Source organism: Sporosarcina sp. P37 (genome assembly GCF_002109365.1).
In the GTDB taxonomy this organism is placed as follows: Bacteria; Bacillota; Bacilli; order Bacillales_A; family Planococcaceae; genus Sporosarcina.
On record NZ_CP015349.1, the window covers coordinates 619,605 to 637,010 of the forward strand.

The 17,406-nt window shown below is 44.1% G+C and carries 15 protein-coding genes; 2 read left to right on the plus strand and 13 right to left on the minus strand.

The features are described 5' to 3' along the window. A complete protein-coding gene (locus SporoP37_RS03270) occupies window positions 1-606 on the plus strand; it encodes a tRNA 5-(aminomethyl)-2-thiouridylate-methyltransferase MnmM (RefSeq protein ID WP_085430254.1) in 606 nt (201 codons plus the stop codon). A gap of 41 nt (window positions 607-647) precedes the next feature. Here the strand turns inward: SporoP37_RS03270 and SporoP37_RS03275 are convergent, their stop codons facing one another. From SporoP37_RS03275 to SporoP37_RS03295, 6 genes are all read right to left on the minus strand, one after another. Next, window positions 648-1,373, minus strand: a complete 726-nt coding sequence (locus tag SporoP37_RS03275; RefSeq protein ID WP_085430255.1) for an SDR family NAD(P)-dependent oxidoreductase — start codon at window positions 1,371-1,373, stop codon at window positions 648-650. A gap of 26 nt (window positions 1,374-1,399) precedes the next feature. Beyond that, the gene (locus tag SporoP37_RS17535; protein WP_255414215.1) at window positions 1,400-1,534 is read right to left on the minus strand and encodes a hypothetical protein; all 135 of its coding nucleotides are present in this window, start codon (window positions 1,532-1,534) and stop codon (window positions 1,400-1,402) included. 103 nt (window positions 1,535-1,637) lie between these two features. Further along, window positions 1,638-2,303, minus strand: coding sequence for a 3'-5' exonuclease (locus SporoP37_RS03280; protein WP_081242305.1), 666 nt, complete (start codon window positions 2,301-2,303; stop codon window positions 1,638-1,640). 68 nt (window positions 2,304-2,371) lie between these two features. After that, window positions 2,372-4,300 carry a DUF294 nucleotidyltransferase-like domain-containing protein gene (locus SporoP37_RS03285; RefSeq protein WP_085430256.1) on the minus strand — a complete coding sequence of 643 codons (1,929 nt, stop codon included), beginning with the start codon at window positions 4,298-4,300 and terminating at the stop codon, window positions 2,372-2,374. Between the two features lie 174 nt (window positions 4,301-4,474). Then, the gene (locus SporoP37_RS03290; RefSeq protein WP_081242307.1) at window positions 4,475-6,022 is read right to left on the minus strand and encodes a solute symporter family protein; all 1,548 of its coding nucleotides are present in this window, start codon (window positions 6,020-6,022) and stop codon (window positions 4,475-4,477) included. Between the two features lie 13 nt (window positions 6,023-6,035). After that, window positions 6,036-6,362, minus strand: a complete 327-nt coding sequence (locus tag SporoP37_RS03295) for a DUF485 domain-containing protein (protein WP_081242308.1) — start codon at window positions 6,360-6,362, stop codon at window positions 6,036-6,038. Between the two features lie 462 nt (window positions 6,363-6,824). Here SporoP37_RS03295 and SporoP37_RS03300 point away from each other — a divergent pair, with 462 nt between their 5' ends. Then, window positions 6,825-7,493: a GntR family transcriptional regulator gene (locus tag SporoP37_RS03300; protein ID WP_081242309.1), complete on the plus strand. Its 669-nt coding sequence runs from the start codon at window positions 6,825-6,827 to the stop codon at window positions 7,491-7,493. A 355-nt stretch (window positions 7,494-7,848) separates the two neighbouring features. Here the strand turns inward: SporoP37_RS03300 and brnQ are convergent, their stop codons facing one another. From brnQ to SporoP37_RS03335, 7 genes are all read right to left on the minus strand, one after another. After that, a complete protein-coding gene (gene brnQ, locus SporoP37_RS03305) occupies window positions 7,849-9,231 on the minus strand; it encodes a branched-chain amino acid transport system II carrier protein (RefSeq protein ID WP_085430257.1) in 1,383 nt (460 codons plus the stop codon). Window positions 9,232-9,555: 324 nt separating this feature from the next. Then, entirely contained in the window at window positions 9,556-12,630 is a 3,075-nt protein-coding gene (locus SporoP37_RS03310; protein ID WP_085430258.1) for an AAA family ATPase, read from the minus strand. Window positions 12,631-12,632: 2 nt separating this feature from the next. Beyond that, window positions 12,633-13,781, minus strand: a complete 1,149-nt coding sequence (locus tag SporoP37_RS03315; protein WP_085430259.1) for an exonuclease SbcCD subunit D — start codon at window positions 13,779-13,781, stop codon at window positions 12,633-12,635. Window positions 13,782-13,888: 107 nt separating this feature from the next. Continuing rightward, window positions 13,889-14,608, minus strand: a complete 720-nt coding sequence (locus tag SporoP37_RS03320; RefSeq protein WP_081242313.1) for an NAD-dependent deacylase — start codon at window positions 14,606-14,608, stop codon at window positions 13,889-13,891. 124 nt (window positions 14,609-14,732) lie between these two features. Then, complete coding sequence (locus SporoP37_RS03325; RefSeq protein WP_085430260.1) at window positions 14,733-15,737, minus strand: aliphatic sulfonate ABC transporter substrate-binding protein; 1,005 nt, start codon at window positions 15,735-15,737, stop codon at window positions 14,733-14,735. 28 nt (window positions 15,738-15,765) lie between these two features. After that, window positions 15,766-16,521 carry an ABC transporter permease gene (locus tag SporoP37_RS03330; RefSeq protein ID WP_085430261.1) on the minus strand — a complete coding sequence of 252 codons (756 nt, stop codon included), beginning with the start codon at window positions 16,519-16,521 and terminating at the stop codon, window positions 15,766-15,768. Further along, window positions 16,454-17,296: an ABC transporter ATP-binding protein gene (locus SporoP37_RS03335; protein ID WP_085430262.1), complete on the minus strand. Its 843-nt coding sequence runs from the start codon at window positions 17,294-17,296 to the stop codon at window positions 16,454-16,456. The genes SporoP37_RS03330 and SporoP37_RS03335 overlap by 68 nt, the downstream gene beginning before the upstream one ends. Window positions 17,297-17,406 lie beyond the last annotated feature (110 nt).

Consider the following 17,406-nt stretch of genomic DNA (forward strand, 5'->3'; position numbering starts at 1 on the left):
GTGACGGACATACTACTGCACCGTGTACTGCCGATGGCGAAACGGATGATTTCAGAACGCGTGCAGCCGGGCGACACTGTGGTGGATGCGACGGCAGGAAACGGCAATGATACACTATTTTTGGCCGAATTAATCGGCGAAACAGGACATGTAGTGGCATTTGATATACAGCAGCAGGCACTTGAAACAACAAACCGGCATCTCGGTGAACTGGCAGGCCGCGCAACTTTGATTCACGACAGTCATGCAAACGTCAGAGAATATGTGCAAAGTGAAATTAGCGGCGCCATGTTCAACTTAGGCTATTTGCCGTACAGTGATGATCTCAGTATTATTACGACCCCCTCTTCAACTATTGCGGCAATCCATGCCATGCTTGGATTATTGAAAAAGTCGGGAATCATTACGATTACTGTATACGACGGACACGAAGGCGGCAGCGAAGAGCGCGATGCACTGCTCGACTATGTCTCCACACTCCATCAGGGAGATGTGCATGCCATACGCTATGAACTTTTGAATCAAAGAAGAAACCCTCCATTTTTACTGGCACTCGAAAAAATGAAAGAGTTCAAAGAGGTACGCACAGTAGAAGCCGGGGAATAAAACAAGCCGCAGCCACGTTACATACGGCTGCGGCTTTCCTTTCAGTCAAATTGACGGATGTCGGCAATAGGCTCTGATTCGAGAAAATTTGTTTCCTTCACAAATCGCACTAATTTTTCTGCGGTCTTTTGTGCTGAACTTAATTGGCCTTCCTGCTTGTACGCGATAAATCGCTTCAGATGCGGGAATTGTTTTTCAGAAGACGCACGGATAGTTTCCTGCATGCCGGTGTCAATAATACCCGGCGCAATCGAAACAATGCCTGTCGGATAGTCTGCCTTTTCCTGCTCTAATGCAACAACCCGTGAAAAATGGTCGAGTCCAGCTTTCGTCGTGCAATAAATACTCCATCCTTCATATGCATGGCGGCCAGCACCCGATGATATATTTAAAACTTTCTTCGTGCCTCTGAAATCTTTTAAAGCATCAATAAACGTATTGATTAATTGAATCGGTGCCGTTAAGTTCACTTGAATTGCCTGCTCGATTTTCAGAGAATCCAAAGAGCCGGCCAAACTGATCGGATCAATCATCCCCGCATTATTAATTAAAGTGAAAGAGTTCGCTTCATCTTTATGCTGACTGATTATCCCCTCTAAAATCGCGGAAGATTTCCCATAATCAGCAACATCCACTTCATACATCGTATGTAATGACTCCGGGTTTGTCCGCGCCATTCCGTACACTGTAGCGCCTGTATCGCTGAATTGACTAAGCAATTGACGGCCAATTCCTTTTGAAGCACCTGTAATGATCACAATCTCCATATATATCCGCTCCCTCTCCAGATGAACTAATTTTTCAGCAAGTCTATGTATGCTGCTGTACTATGTCCAGTCTTATCCGGCAGCTCAAAAAATAATATCCAGCAATAGACGATGACAGCCAGGATAATGACGGCAAGTAAAATCGACTGACGTTTATTCATTCGTTCACGTCCCTTGATATTTGTTCAACTTCTTATTTCCACTATATCACAATAAACGAACAGGCCGGCCATTCCAGTTTCTTTGAATGGCCGGCCCGCAGGTTTATGTCTGGGAAGCGAATTTATGTGCCCCGCCATTTTTAATGCGCAGTAAGTCTGCCAGCGTCTTTACGCCTTGACGATCGAGTTTTTTTAGCAATGCCGTGAAGACATGAGCAGTAGTTAAAGCATCCCCTAGTGCACGGTGACGTTCAAAAACCTCTGTTCCGAAAAGCTTTGCATAGTCTTCCAAATCCTGCTGTTCACCCGTAGGATCCAAATAACGGATTAAATGCATCGTATCAAATGAAGTAGGATTTTGAAACGTGCATTTCTGCCGGCTCAGTTCTTTCTTGATGACCAGTTCATCGAAACTGACGTGGTGCCCCACCCAGCCTGCACTTTTATTTTTTTCAATAAAGGCAAAATATTCTTCAATGGCCGGCAAAGGCATAGGCGCTTGATCAACTTGTGATTGTTGTATATTGGTCAGCTTGCTGATGACAGGGGGAATTTCTCTAGACGGGTTGACGAATGTCTGAAAGACGCGGTCTGTCACTTCGAATCCTTCTACCTGCACCGCACCGATTTCTATCATCCGATCATCTGCCCCGATGGCAAAACCTGTCGTTTCCGTATCAAATACCGTAAAATTCATTTCTTGAAGTGGTGTATTTAGCTGAAGAGACTGCTGCAGTTCATACGTTAATTTTTTCTTTTTCCAAAACATGATGTCGCCCCCTACTTATATAGTACATTATGCGCGGATTTTGTACAGGGACTATCGCCGTTGATATCTCATAATTTTGATAATAAATGTGATTGCAATGCCCGGACCGTATCTAAAGTGGTGCGCAATTCATTCAATTCCCATCTTCTTAACGAGTGCAAATCAATTTCTGTCGAGATTTTTTCATTACGCAAATGCTTTTCCCACGACATGGAAATTCGGATGCTCAAAGAAATTTCATACGCATGCCTTATTTCTTCCGCGAAGTCTTTCGTAATCTTTTTCTTTTTCTGCAACGCTGAAATGATTTCCAGCGGTGTCGCGTTAATAATTCCATTGCTGACACCTAAAATTTGCAGGCAGTGGTGCAGCGGGAACAGCGCGTGTTTCTTGATGTCAATCACATCCGCTTTACTGCGGCCGCGGAAAATATTTAGGAAATTCTGCTGCAAATGCGGAATCGGCTTTTCTTTTTCCTGCTGCGCCATATAGTAAATAAATGTCGCTGATTTTTCGAGCAGACGCTGTACCATTTCAATAAACCGGTCATTTACCGCTGTTTCACCGTAAAGGAACCGGAATGAAAGAAAATTATAGCCTAATAAGATTTGTTCAGGTGTAGACTGCAGAGCCCACTGACGGAGACGGGCGTGCCAGATAGACATTGTGCCCCGCCATTGTGTCTCGCTGGCCATCATGAAACCGATGCATCTTGTATATCCTGCCTGTTCAAGATGAACCACTATTTCATTGCCGAGAAGCTCAAAGTACTTCTCCACTTGCACGGCTTCTTCCCTTGAAACGTCTTCATAGACTAGAAAATGATCTTGATCCGTCAGCATAAACTGCTCTCCACGCGCACCGCTGCCCATCTGATACCAGGCAAACTGGACGGGCGGCGCACCTTTTCCCTGGTCTTCCAGAGACTGCACAGCCAGCATGACGCAATGTTTTGCCAGACGATCATAGAACTTCGTAATGATCTCCAGCGTATGAATGGTCGATATTTCGTCTTGAATCAAATTTGACAGCACATCATATATTGCTTCTTTGACAACCGGCAGATTTTCAAATGACGCTTCTTCAATAGTTTTTAGGATATTCATTGAATTACGGTCGCGCTTCGTCATAAGCGTGGCAAATGTCACAATGCCAACAGGTTTTCCTGCTTTCACAACAGGTAAATGTTTGATTCCATGCTTATAGAATTTCGACAGCGCTTCGTAATAGTAATCAGTCATTTTCACAGTGTGCGGTTTCTTTGTCATGATGTCCTTCGCACGGAGTACGGCAGGAGAACCGCCGCCCGCTATTACCCGTTCCACTAAGTCTTTTTCTGTCACGATCCCCAGAAGTCTTCCTGCCTGATCCGTCACAATAATAGAACTGATGGAGTTTTTAATCATCAGCTCCGCAATTTCCCGGGCTTCTGCATCCGCATGAATCGTGATGACCGGACTGCTCATAAAATCTTGAACCCGGCGTACGTACGGCTCGCTTTCTCCATACTCATCTGCCAGCCGGACTTGTTCTCCCAGCGAAGTATAAACATTGGCCAGACGGAGCGACATCTTACGCAGAACATAATCACGCACTTCCTGATCGTCCATCCGCTGCTTAATTACATCATAGGGCACTTGAAGACAGATGGAATTTTTGGCTACTTCCATATCGATATGATGTTTATCGAGCGGCATTGCCATCTCACCTAAGTAATAAGCAAAATTCGAGAAGCCGATAATTTCATTTTCCTGTATTACTTCAAGCATCACGGAGCTTCCGTCCTGTCCTTCAATCATTACTTCTGCTGAACCTTCTAATACGATCAGCAAACCTTCTTGCGGTGTTTTGAAGTAATTTGATTTCTCTGCTTCTTCGTATATCTTTAGTTTACAAGCGAGTAACAGCCTGTCAAATTCCTCTTCTGTTGTATTGGCAAACAGCGGATTTTTATGGACTCTATCATACAACTTACGGTCTTTTATTGTCTGCAGCATTCCAAAACCTCCCGTTTCAATTAAGTGTGACGATATCCATATAACTATTATTCAGACACTCTATCTGGCAGTACTCATTGCATATGTTCAGTTAAATTTTATATTCCAAAAAAATAGCCCCCTCTTCTGCGAGCTTGTAGAAGAGGGGGCGATCAGTTGAATTTCTAGAAGTTATTACAGATCAAGTTCTTTGTAACCAGTTTCTGCTTTGAATCGAACTTCTGCATAAGCGACTTCGTCTTTTTCGTGACGCTTAGAGCTAACAATTGTACCGATCCATGCAGCAAGGAAACCTGCTGGCACAGAAACAATAGCCGGGTTAGAATATGGGAAGATCGGATTTCCAGTGATAAGAGTAGCCCCTTCAACCGGATTCAATACAGATGGGCTGATCGCAACTAGAACAAGTGCAACGATTAGACCTGTCAACATGGATGCAACAGCACCTGTTGTGTTGAAACGCTTCCAGTAAATAGTTAACAGAATCGTTGGTACGTTTGCGGAAGCAGCAACACAGAATGCAAGTGATACCAAGAACGCAACGTTCAGCTTTTCAGAACCAAGAGCCAGAAGGATAGAGAATACACCGATTGCAATAGAAGCCCATCGAGCTGCATTTACTTGCTCCTTCTCTGTTACCTTACCATTTTTGAAGATTTGTCCGTAAATATCGTGAGCGATTGCAGATGCGCCAGAAAGTACAAGACCAGCAACAACTGCAAGAATTGTAGCGAATGCTACAGCTGCAACGAACGATTCAAGTGCATCTCCGCCGAGAACTCCGGCAAGCATTGGTGCCGCCATGTTTCCTGCAGCGTTTTCTGCAATGATTGCGTCTGATCCAACGAATTTAGCTGCGCCAAATCCAAGGAAGATCGTCAATACATAGAAAATACCGATAATCCATACAGAATAGATAACGGAAGAACGTGCTGTTTTCGCATCCTTTACTGTGAAGAAACGCATTAAGATGTGCGGAAGACCAGCAGTACCCAAAACTAAGGCAATCAATACTGAAATTAGTCCAATTGTGTCTTTATAAACAACCCCTGAGTGAAGGAACGCTTCACCATGAGGAGTAGCGGTTTTCATTGTCTCGAACATACCGATGAAGTTGAAATTGAACTTCATAAGCACAAGGAAGGAGATAATAACTGTACCCGCCATCAAAAGAATAGCTTTAACAATTTGTACCCAGCTTGTTGCAGTCATTCCGCCGAATAGAACATAGATTAACATCATTGTTCCAACGATTAGAACTGCGATCCAATACTCAATACCGAATAGTAATTTAATAAGCGCACCCGCACCGACCAGCTGTGCAAGCATGTAGAACATTACAATAGTGATCGTATTTAATGCTGCAGCTCCTCGCACTTTCTTTGCGCCGAATCGGGCACCGATCATATCTGCCATCGTAAATTTACCAAGGTTACGAAGTGGTTCAGCAATTAAGAATAATACAACCAGATAAGCTGTTAACCAGCCAATACTATAATAGAAACCATCGAAACCGTTAAGTGAAATCGCACCGGCGATACCCAGGAAAGATGCTGCCGATAAATAGTCACCCGCGATGGCCATACCATTTTGCCAGCCAGTTAATGATCCGCCGGCAGTATAGAAATCACTTGCTGTAGTTGTCTGTTTCGCCGCCCAGTATGTAATATAGAGCGTCAGCGCGATTACTGCGAAGAATATAACGTAGGAAATCCAACTCATGAACACTGCCCCCTTATTTAAGAACGTTTTTCTCTATAATTTCGTCTACTTCAACATCAAAATGTCTTGCTTTGTTCATGTAGATGGAAGTGAAGATCCATACCATTACGAACATGGAGAATGCATAGACCCAAGTCCAAGTCATTGCACCAATTGCAGGTTTTTCTAAAACTTTTGTGTAGCCCGTTAATAAAGGAAGAATAAAGTACGCTGCGAAGAAGAAAACAACAAAAGGTGTGGCGAAAGTCTTCTTTCTTTTTACAAGACCTTTAAAGTCTTCAGTTTCAACAATCTTTTCATAATCTAATGTGGATTTTCCACGCGCCCCGTGATTGCTCATTTAGTAATCCCCTTTCTCTTTTATGTAGCAAGTTACTTTAGTAAACTGGTTCGTATTTCCCCCTTCTCTCTGAAACCGCTTTCATCATCAAGCTTACTAGATAATATGTTACAGCGATTTTAGTTGGTCTTTTGTTATAGTACACATGTAAACAATAACAAATGTTTACTAAATTTGCAATACCTTTTTTTGAAGATTTGTAAAATTTAATCTACTGGTATAAAGCAAATTATGTATAGAATTAATCTAACAAATACACGCGGAAACTACAAGAACTATTTGAATTTAATTCAACATTATTTTCTGAAACGTCTAAATATCCCGATGGTAATTTCCAATTATTTTTGTAAATTTCAAATTTCACTGTTATTTAACAGTAAAAAGATGTAGTATATTGTATATCGGGCACAGTGAGATTAGCCTTACTAAAAAACAACTTTAGAAGAAAGACGGTGTGATATATTGCCTATACCAACAAATCATGCGCAGCCTGTTCGTAAAACAGCCAAAGAAAATGCGTTTAGTCAATTGCAAAAATGGATTATTGATGGAACTCTGCAGCCGGGCGAAAAATTGAATGATGTTGAACTGGCAGAAGCGCTCGGTGTGAGCCGCACACCAATTCGGGAGTCGCTTCAGCTGCTGGAAGTACAAGGATTCGTTCAGATGTTCCCCGGTAAAGCGACACAGGTAACGGAAGTTAATCCTGAATCCATTTCAGATCTGCTCCCCCCTCTAGCTGCTTTACAGGCTTTGTCGGCAGAATTGTCCATCCCGAATTTGACAGATGCTATCATAAAGAAACTGCGCGATACAAATAAACGCTTTGCGCAGGCAGTAGAAAAAGAAGATTATTTCCAAGCGCTGAAGATCGATGAGAAATTCCATCAGATTATAGTGGACACTGCTGATAACCAGTATATTTCTTCTATGCTCGTCTCTTTGCAGGCGCATGTGCGCAGATTGTTTTTCCATAACTCTATTATACTGACGGAAAAATCGATTGCTGAACATGAACAGATTATTGATTTAATGAATCAGCGAAACGGAGAAGAAGTAACCAGTGTCATGCGGGAAAACTGGCTCCGCGCAATTGAGGAATTTCATTCAATTAAGAAAGCAGATTCCTGATTAGATGAGTTAAGAGGCTGGGACAAAACTAAAAATAAAGTCCGTTCCCCTGCGCCCAAAAGGCACGCTTTCCGCGGGGCGCGCTTGAGCCTCCTCGTCGCTGGCGCTCCTGCGGGGTCTCAACATTCGCGCTAAATCCCGCAGGAGTCGGCCTTTTTCCGCTCCGGTCCACTCAAATGCTTTGCAAAGTATTTATTAAAAAATAGACATAAAAAAGCGTAAGGGAAAACTCCTTTACGCTTTTTTCATATTATGTCCCAGTCTCTTTTGCGTTCTGCAGATAATAGAATCAATCCGTGCGCTGAAATGACTGAAGACAGGCTCCTGATCAGCAGAGTCCGTCTTCAGTCATCTTTCAGCCTTTTTTATTAGAAGCAATAACACCGGTATTTCCCATTCCTTTATTGGACAGCACAGCTGCAAAGCCTGTTGCCGCTGTTACGAGTAAGACAGGTATCAGCCAGCCGATGCCCTCTGAATAATACGGAATGTACGTTTCATACAATTCATCCGCAGCAATTAGCCAATTTGGCATTTGCCGTTCCACTAAAGTATAGAACTTTACAAGCGCTTCGACGAAACTGATTACGAACGCAGTCATTGTTGCAGTCCGGTACACCATGCTGGATTGCCGGAATAACGGTCCGGCGAACGTCAGCAGTATCAATACCATTGCCAGCGGATAGAGCAGGACGAGAACAGGCAAGGAAAAATTAATGATATTCTCCAATCCGAAGTTTGCCACCATCAGGCAGAACGCAGAAAAGAAAATCACAAAAACTTTATAACTGATCCGCGGAATAATTGCATGAAAATACTCTGCACATGCAGTCAGCAATCCAATCGCTGTTGTGAGACAGGCAAGCATGATGACAACGCCCAGCAGTACCAGACCGGCAGAACCAAACAGATACGAAGCTGTTTCACTTAAAACAGGACCTCCTCCATTCAGCTGCCCAAATAAACCGACAGACGTTGCACCCAGATAAGCAATTCCAAGATAAATGATCGCTAAAAATCCGGCTGCCACACATCCCGTTTTGGCAGTAGAAGCCAAAATTTGTTTTTTATTTGTAATCCCCATTGCATGCAATGCGTTAATTACGATGATTCCAAATACAAGTGAGGCCAGCGCATCCATCGTGTTATATCCTTCAAAGAAACCGGTGAAGAATGGCATTTCATTGTATGGTTCGCGGGGTGCCTGTATCGTTCCCATCGGATTAAAGACTGTCATAACAATTAAGCCAATTAGGATAATTATGATAAGCGGTGATAAATACTTCCCTACCCGATCCACGATTTTCGCCGGGTTCAATGACAGCCACATACTGATTCCAAAAAAGGCAAGTGTAAACAGAAAGCGCGCCAAATCAATGGATATTCCGTTCAGGAAAGGTGCTACACCAATGTCAAATGCTACAGCTCCCGTTCGAGGAGCAGCAAAGAACGGTCCGATTGTTAAATAAAGTGTCGCTGTGAACAGCACGGCATAGACCGGATGAATACGGCTTGCCAGGTCCTGCAAATCTTTCTTCCCTGAAAAACCAATGGCCAATATACCTAAGAAAGGCAATCCTACTCCGGTGAATAAAAAGCCGAGCATCGCTTTCCACGTTTGATCTCCAGCGAGCTGCCCAAGCTCCGCGGGAAAGATTAAATTGCCGGCTCCAAAAAAGAGTGCGAATAACATAACCCCTATAACTAGGCTTGACGAAAACGATAATTTCTTCTCCATACGAATGAAATCCTCCCATGAACAACAGTACAATTATGTATGCAATATATTGCGTTCCCTCATATTACGCCTGTCTATTCAGAAAATCAACAGTCCGGTAAATCATTTAACTTTTGCGTGTATTGCCAACTTACTGACTACTCGATTAGGCGCATGAAGTTTTAGGGTACACAGGCAACGCGCTGCAAAAAAAATCGCTTGAAAGGCTCACGAAGAACCCTTCAAACGTAAATGGCCAGCAATTTACAATCATGCTGCATCATCCCGTTTACTGTTCCGCAAGCCGAAAGGACATTGCCGGGATGATGTGTGCAGTCAATCGAATCAGTTCAGAATAAATTTTGTTTTACTGTATCCTTCTTTCTGCTTCGTCACTTGCAGTGTTGCTGGAATCGCTTCTTTCATTTCATCGATATGAGAAATTATACCGATCATTCTTCCTGACTGCTGAAGTGCTATCAGTGTATCGATGGCTTTCTGAATCGCTTCTTCATCCAGCGCGCCAAACCCTTCATCTATAAACATCGTCTCCATCCGGACTGCGCCCTGGAAACTTTGAATAACATCCGCCATGCCGAGTGCAAGACATAAGGAGGCATTGAATTTCTCACCCCCGGATAACGTCTTGACGTCTCTTGTTTGCCCTGTATACGCATCATGGACATCGATGCCCAGCCCGCTTTGTTTGCCTCTGGCTTCCTGGCGATCACTTCGGACCAGTTCGTATTGGCCATTTGAAAGATCCCGCAGCCGAATGTTGGCGGCCTGGATAATGCGTTCCAAATACTCAATTTGAATATAGCGTTCAAACGAAATCTTTAAGTGATTTTGGCCGCGCATGATATCGTAAAGATTAGTTATTTTTCCATATGTTTTCTCAAGCTCAGCTTCACGTGATTTACTTGTTTCCAATTCGGCAGACAGTCCCTGTGCAGCTTGTTCCCAGGCTTTGCATTGGTTATATGAAGCAAAGGCTTCTTCATACTGCGTTTTTAGAGTATCCACCTGATGCTCTATCACAGCCAAGTCAGCCGGCTCCTTGCCTTTTACAGATTGCTTCAGTTCTTCCAGGGAAGATTTAAGCGTATGAAGAGTCTGTGCATATTCTCGCAATTGATGCTGTATTGCCTGGCGCTGCGTGGCCGGCAGTTTCACCTGAGTATAGCTTTTTTCTGAAACAAAGCCTTCTTCTGATAATCGTTTCGCAAATAAAGCTTGGCTTTGATCCATTTTTTCTTTTATTTCCGCCAGAGATTCCTTTTCCAGCTGTTCACGCAATTCCCATTTCGTTTTTTCTGTAGAAGAATCCTGCAGTTTCTGCTGTATGGCTTTCCATGTGCTTTCAAGCTGCTCACTCAACGACTGTTTTGACTTGATTTGCTGCTGCAGTGCGGAAAGTTCACGCAGCTCTTCCGGAATAGTTGAAAGCGCATGCTGATACAGAGCCTGTTTTGTCTCTCTCTCGCCTGTTAATTCATTTAATCGTTGTTCAAGTTCCTTAATTTCTGCATGCTGTTCCTCCATGGCAGCTTCCGCCTGATTTTGCTGTTGTTTTTTCTGTTTCAGCATGTCTCTTTTGTTTCTGAGGACCGCCGTTTGTTCAGTCAGTGCGGCGAGTTCTTTCTGATAATCGCGGTCAGGTTCCACTTGCCGCTGTCGAAGTTCGGCTTCAGCCGCTTCTATATCCCGCTGCAACTGTTGCATTCCTGCTTGTTTTGTATGGTAAATCCGTTCTTTTTCCGTCAATTCCAGTTTGGCTGCATCAAGTTGCTCTTTCGTAATATGTTCTTTTTCTGAGCCTGCCGCTTTTTCAGGGTGATCTTTACTGCCGCAGACAGGACAAGACTCTCCGTCATGAAGCGATGCAGCAAGAATGACCGCCTGATTGCTGATCCATCTGTTTTCAAGCGCCTGATAAGACGCTGCAACATCTTCAGCTGTCTGTTTAGCTGCTTCACATTGAATCTTCAGCTCATTTCGTTGTGTCAATTGCTGCTGATAGGAATTCAGTTGTTTAGTAATCTCTCGAGTATTCGCCAATTCATCTACGAGCTGTTCATATTGTTCCAGTGATGTTTCTAATTCTTTCATTTCATTTTTCTGCGCCGTGATGGACTGCTGCTGCACGTGAGACATATGAAGTTTTTCTGCCAGAGCTTTCTCCAGCTGGTCTACTTTTTGCTGCAGTGAATCCAGCTTCTGACGCTGATCTGCCAGTCCCGAAACAGCCGGAAGAAGATTTTGCAGCTTCAGCAATCCTTCTTTCACTTCTTTGCGTTCGTCTTCTCTCGCCTGTTCCTGATCGAAAGACAATTTCGCTGCTTTCAGCTCTTTTTCGGCATGCGAAAGAGAGATTACCGCTTCTGAATAGCTCTTGTCTCTCTTTTTCCATTCGGACTCATTCGACTGTACCTGCTGTTCGAGATCTTCCAACCGGGCGGCGCGTTCTGCTTGCTGCAATTGCATTTCGAGCTTGTTCATCTCTGCTTCTTTTGCCAGTAAAACTTGCAGTTCCTGCTCGCGCTGCTGCAGCCTGATAAATTGGTCATTGATTAATCGGGCGCTGTGCAGTTCCTGTTGCTTTTCATTGTGAGCGCCGTATAACCGGGTGTATTCTTTATGTGTTTCGGCAGATTGTGCGGTATGGTGTTCGTATTCTTGCTGAAGTCCTAACACCAATTGATGATAATTCGGGTATTCGGACTGGAGTTCATTGAATAATAATGAATCACGTTCTGGCAATTTTGCAGGAATCTGGTGAAGGATTGCATCGCTCAGCTGTTTCTCCCGAAGATATTCTGCATTCGCTTCATCTTTTTTCACTTTCAGGCGATCGACGATTTTCTGGTACGGTTCCGTTTTAAATATTTTGCGCATAATGGCTTCTTTATTGCCCGTATCAGAAGTCAGAAACTTGCGGAACTCCCCTTGCGGCAACATCATAATCTGACTGAACTGTGCATGGGTAAACCCCAGTAATTGTTCAATTTTCTCATTGACTTCTGTGACGATTTGACGGTCGACCGCGGGAATGAATTGCTGATCTTTCTCTTCAAACAGTTCACAGCGCCCGAGGGTATCCGATTTATTCCCTTTCTTTCTATACGGGATCTGACGCAAAACGCGGAATCTGCGGTTATGGATGTCAAAAGTCAATTCGACGGTCGTCTGTACATCGTCATCGGCAAATTGGCTGCGCAAGGCTTTAGTTTCGGTGCGGTCTTCCCCGCTTGCCTGCCCGTAGAGCGCAAAACAAATGCCATCGAAAATCGTTGTTTTTCCGGCACCTGTTTTTCCAGAGATGACAAATAAACGATGATCTTTCAAGTCGCGAAAATCAATCGTTTCTTTGTCTTTATACGGTCCAAACGCAGTCATAGTCAGTGTAATCGGCTTCATGCTCAGTCCTCCTCCTTCATGACATCCCACAGAACTTGCGCGAATAATTCTTTTGTCTCTTCATCTGCCTCTTCCCCTTGCAGCTCTTTAAAGAATGATGCGAACATGGCATGGTCGTCTTCTCTTTTCTCAACGGCTGCTGTTGCGCCGAGCCCTTCAGTGGAGGAAACGAATAATTTACGTTCCACATGCATGGCATTCGGAAAGACCGAACGAATTTTTTCCATCGGCTGAATAACAGGCACAGTATCGAGAAGCTTCACAAATACATAATCATCATTCGTTTCCATCCGTAATAATTCATCCATCGTACTTTCGACAGTCCGCACATCATGAAGCGGAGTAAGAAGCTTTTTCTCAATTTTTGTGTTGCCGTTTCCATCCAGCTCCACAATGACATAGCCTTTTTGATGTTTCTCTTCGGAAATGGAATATTTCAATGGAGAGCCTGAGTAGCGGATCGTTTCATTGCCTACAAAATGTGCCTGATGCAAATGACCGAGTGCCGTGTAATGAAACGGTTCAAATAGATCAGCAGAGACATACTCCGCTCCGCCGATCGATAACGGCCGTTCGGCATCGCTCGTATTATCCTCTTTCTCTCCGTGCGGAGTAATAAATGCATGTCCGACAAAAACATGCCGCGCATTTTCATCCATTGACTGTGTGATACGCTCAATAATTTGTTTCATCGCTTGCTGATGACTTGAAATACTGTCGTCTTTAAGCAAGTGACTGACCACAGACGGATCTGCGTAAGGAATCAAATGAAAATACACATCGCCAAATTCATCATTCAGTTTCACCGGCGAAAGATCAGCTGATAATTCTCCAGTTATGTAAAGTCCTTGTTCTTTCATAAACGTACTGCCAAAATGAAGGCGGCCCGGGCTGTCGTGATTTCCTGCAATAGCGATAACAGGGGTTTGCAGATCGATGACAATTTCCTGCAAGACATCGTTTAATAAAGCTACCGCTTCAGTCGGCGGAATCGCCCGGTCATATAAATCACCTGCGATGATGACAGCATCCGGTTTTTCCTGTTTAATATCTTCTATAAATTTCTGTAATATATATCGCTGATCTTCTGTCATATAGGTTCCTTGCACGAGCTTGCCCAAATGCCAGTCAGCTGTATGGAAAAATTTCAAATCCATTCCCCTTTCTCTGTTAGAAAATTAGAGACAAAAAGAAGGGCGCAGCAGATGAAAGTTATGCAGCATCTTCCTGTTTTACGCCCAATCCTTCTATCCTCGAATTACTTGCTCCCCAATGCGTTATCCGCCTCTTTCAGCACTTCACCGATTTTACGTTCATTGATGACCAAGTCTGCAAAATGATCCATTTCAGTAGGTTCCATATTGATAATGACAAGTTTCGCTCCCTGCTCCTTAGCCATCAGCGGAAATTGGTTAGCCGGTGATACTGTTAACGATGATCCGAGCACGATGAAGAGATCTGCTTTCTCACTCTCGAATATCGCCTGAATAAACGCCTCTTCAGGCAGCATCTCGCCGAACAGCACGACAGACGGACGCAGTTTCCCGCCACAGTCACAGTAAAATTCATCCTGCTCGTACCGTTCATTTCCGTAGACGTTTCCGCATGTTTCACAATGCACGCTGCGCAGTGTGCCATGAAGTTCCATCACATTTTTTGATCCGGCCAATGTATGAAAACCATCTACATTCTGTGTAATAATACCATTTACCAGGCCTTGCTTTTCCCATTTCGCCAATAGCTCATGTCCTGCGTGCGGACCTGTTTCTTTTGCGGCTAAGACGCGCTGTTTATAAAACTGGAAAAACTGTTCGACCTGCTGATTCAGAGCCGTTACGCTCGCCACTTTTGCCGGATCTTCCATTTCCCACAAGCCCGTTTTGGCGGACCGGAAATCGGGCAATCCGCTTTCCGTTGACATGCCTGCTCCTGTATAGACAATTGTACGTTTCGATTCTTTCAATAAATCTGCCAGCACTGTACTCATCCTTTCAATTAGCGAAATTATGTTCCCTCTATATAGTAGCATATTTAAATTAGCTGTAATAACTGCGCGGTGTCCATTCAAAAAACGGGCGTCCGCAATGGACACCCGTTACCTATTAGTTTCCTGTAATTTTCTTCACTGCATCCAATTTAATTAATCCGTCAATTTCATTCGTCTTAATATATTCGGCTTCCTGACTGATATCAGCCATTTCCTGCAGGACGTCTTCATTCACTTCCGTCGTCACTTCGATTCGGCTGAACGCGGCTTCCAGTTCGTCACTGTTCAGCTCTTTACCAGTCAAATCTTTAATATGTTTTACAACCAATTCCTGCGCTTTTTCCGGCTCATCACGAACGAACTGAACTGCCTTGGCATGTGCTGCCAAATACGCGTTCAATAATTTCTCATTGCCAAGAAACGCCTCACTCGTTGCGACTACTGTATTTGTGGATTCCTTCCCCCACGCAAAGTCTTCCCAGTCAAGAATCAATTTGCCGTTTGCCTGATTTTGTAAAATATATCCCCACGGCTCCTGAGTCGCCGCGCCGTCAACTGAATCCTGAATGAACAGTGTTGCAGTATCCGCCGGAGCTGCCGCGAATAATTCTACAGTTCCGCCGTTTGTTTTTGCTTTCAGATCGACGTCTTTCAATGCTTTGCGCAGCATGACATCCTGCGTACTGCCGATTACGGGAATCGCCACGCGCTTGCCGTCTAGATCCGCCAGTTCATTAACTCCACTCTCACCGTCTGCCACTAGCACAGCGCCGCCGTTTACTGCTCCGGAAACAATATGGTATTTCGGGTCTTTTACGTAGTAGTTGATGATAGGGCCCGGTCCTACTGTTCCTATATCAATTGAATTCGATGCCATTGCTTCCATGAATAATCCGCCGTTGCTGACCGTCTTTGTCGTAATCTTGATATCTTCACCAAATTCTTCAGCGAAATAATTATTCTCCAGCCCAATGATCGTAGCGATATGCGTCAGGTTCGGGAAGTACCCGATTTTCACTTCATTTTTTTCTTCACTGCCTGCATCAGTTTTTCCGCATCCGGATAAAATTCCTGCAACTGCCACTGCTGAAAGCAATATACCCAAAAGTTTTTTCTTCATATGTTTTCCCCTTTTCTCTAAGCGCAAATTACGCCCGAATTCCCCATTTTCTTTCCACACTGCGTTCTAAACGTAAAAATAAAACATTGTCCATAATCGTACCGATAACACCGATAATAATCATGACGGAAATAACCAGATCCATCTGACCAAGTGCGCGTCCTGCTTCAAGAAGTTGGCCGAGACCGACACTTGCACCGAGCAGCTCCCCTGCCATCAGCGCCCGCCAGGAGAACGCCCAGGCTATTCTGAGACCCGAAATCAGCTGCGGGACAGATGCCGGCAGAATCACTGTCCGCAAAAAGTGAAATCCGCCTGATCCCAGTGATTTCGCTACCCGCTGATAGAGGACGGGCACATTTTTAAATCCGCTTGTCGCATTAACGATCATCGTCCAAGTAGCCCCTAATGTAACAATAAATAAAATAGCAAAATCATTGAGGCCAAACCAGATGATCGCAAGCGGAAACCAAACGATGCTTGGAATCGACTGTAATGCTGTTACGAGAAAACCAAGTGTGTCTTCCACCAGCTTATAGCGCCAAATCAGATAACCAAGTACAAGACCGAGAATGGATGCAATGGTGAAGCCGATCAGCAGCCGGCTAAGACTGGCACCGATTGCAGTCAAAATCTGACCGGAGAAGAGGCCCGAAAAGAGCGTCGCCATGACTTGTGTGAAACTTGGAAACATGAATTCTGGCAAATCCGATACTCTAGATGTGATTTCCCATATCGCCACTAGTATCCCGAGAAACACTATTCGTCTTAAAGCTGTAGTCATCGCCCATCTCCTCCTTCAGCACTTTTTCGATTTCATCTTGCAGCTCAGCTAATATCTGCTTTTCCAGTTGCAGCGTTATATCATTCGGTTCCACGCCGTCCTTCGAGTCATTCGATGTAAAGACTGCTTTAATTTTCCCCGGCCGTGTCGCAAACACTACAATCTTCTGTGAAAGCAGCACGGCTTCACGGATATTATGTGTAATGAAGAAAATGGTTACTTTCGTTTTCTTCCAAACATCAAGCAGCTCTCTGTGAAGCACCATACGCGTCTGTTCGTCAAGCGCTGCAAACGGTTCATCCATCAGCAGGATATCTGGCTCCATCACCAATGCCCGTGCAATGGATACCCGCTGCTTCATCCCGCCTGACAGCTGGTGCGGATAGGAGTTAATATAATTTCCCAAGTGGACCATCTTCAGCATTTCAATCGCTTTTTCTTCAGCTTCCTTCTTTGGCATCTTCTTTAAAAGCAGCCCGTACGTGACGTTATCGAGTACTGTCAGCCATGGGAATAGTCCTGCTTCCTGAAAGACTACTACCCGGTCGGAACCGGAGCCTTTAATTTCTTTGCCATTAATACTAATTTTCCCCTGATCTGCTTTCTCAAGACCCGCGATCAAATAAAGCATAGTGGACTTGCCGCAGCCTGACGGACCCACGATGGAAACGAACTGACCTTTTTCCACTTCCAGATCAATATTGTCCAATACTTTGACCGTACCTTTTTCTTTATGGGGAAAGCTCTTCTCAATCCCTTTAATTGTTAAGTACATGCCGATTCCCCCTTGCAAAGATTTTCCCTTTACTTGCTTGCAACTTTCAATCCCTACTAACTTTATATGTTTTGTATATATATAATCTACCATTGTCGTAGGATTTGTCA

Bases quoted from the DNA above. Each gene is read 5' to 3' on its own strand.
- SporoP37_RS03295 (WP_081242308.1), bottom strand. From the start codon at position 6,362: ATGAGCAATCACGGGGCGCGTGGAAAATCCACATTAGATTATGAAAAG.
- SporoP37_RS03275 (WP_085430255.1), bottom strand. From the start codon at position 1,373: ATGGAGATTGTGATCATTACAGGTGCTTCAAAAGGAATTGGCCGTCAA.
- SporoP37_RS03310 (WP_085430258.1), bottom strand. From the start codon at position 12,630: ATGAAGCCGATTACACTGACTATGACTGCGTTTGGACCGTATAAAGAC.
- SporoP37_RS03285 (WP_085430256.1), bottom strand. From the start codon at position 4,300: ATGCTGCAGACAATAAAAGACCGTAAGTTGTATGATAGAGTCCATAAA.
- SporoP37_RS03290 (WP_081242307.1), bottom strand. From the start codon at position 6,022: ATGAGTTGGATTTCCTACGTTATATTCTTCGCAGTAATCGCGCTGACG.
- SporoP37_RS03330 (WP_085430261.1), bottom strand. From the start codon at position 16,521: ATGACTACAGCTTTAAGACGAATAGTGTTTCTCGGGATACTAGTGGCG.
- SporoP37_RS03325 (WP_085430260.1), bottom strand. From the start codon at position 15,737: ATGAAGAAAAAACTTTTGGGTATATTGCTTTCAGCAGTGGCAGTTGCA.
- SporoP37_RS03280 (WP_081242305.1), bottom strand. From the start codon at position 2,303: ATGTTTTGGAAAAAGAAAAAATTAACGTATGAACTGCAGCAGTCTCTT.
- SporoP37_RS03335 (WP_085430262.1), bottom strand. From the start codon at position 17,296: ATGTACTTAACAATTAAAGGGATTGAGAAGAGCTTTCCCCATAAAGAA.
- SporoP37_RS17535 (WP_255414215.1), bottom strand. From the start codon at position 1,534: ATGAATAAACGTCAGTCGATTTTACTTGCCGTCATTATCCTGGCTGTC.
- brnQ (WP_085430257.1), bottom strand. From the start codon at position 9,231: ATGGAGAAGAAATTATCGTTTTCGTCAAGCCTAGTTATAGGGGTTATG.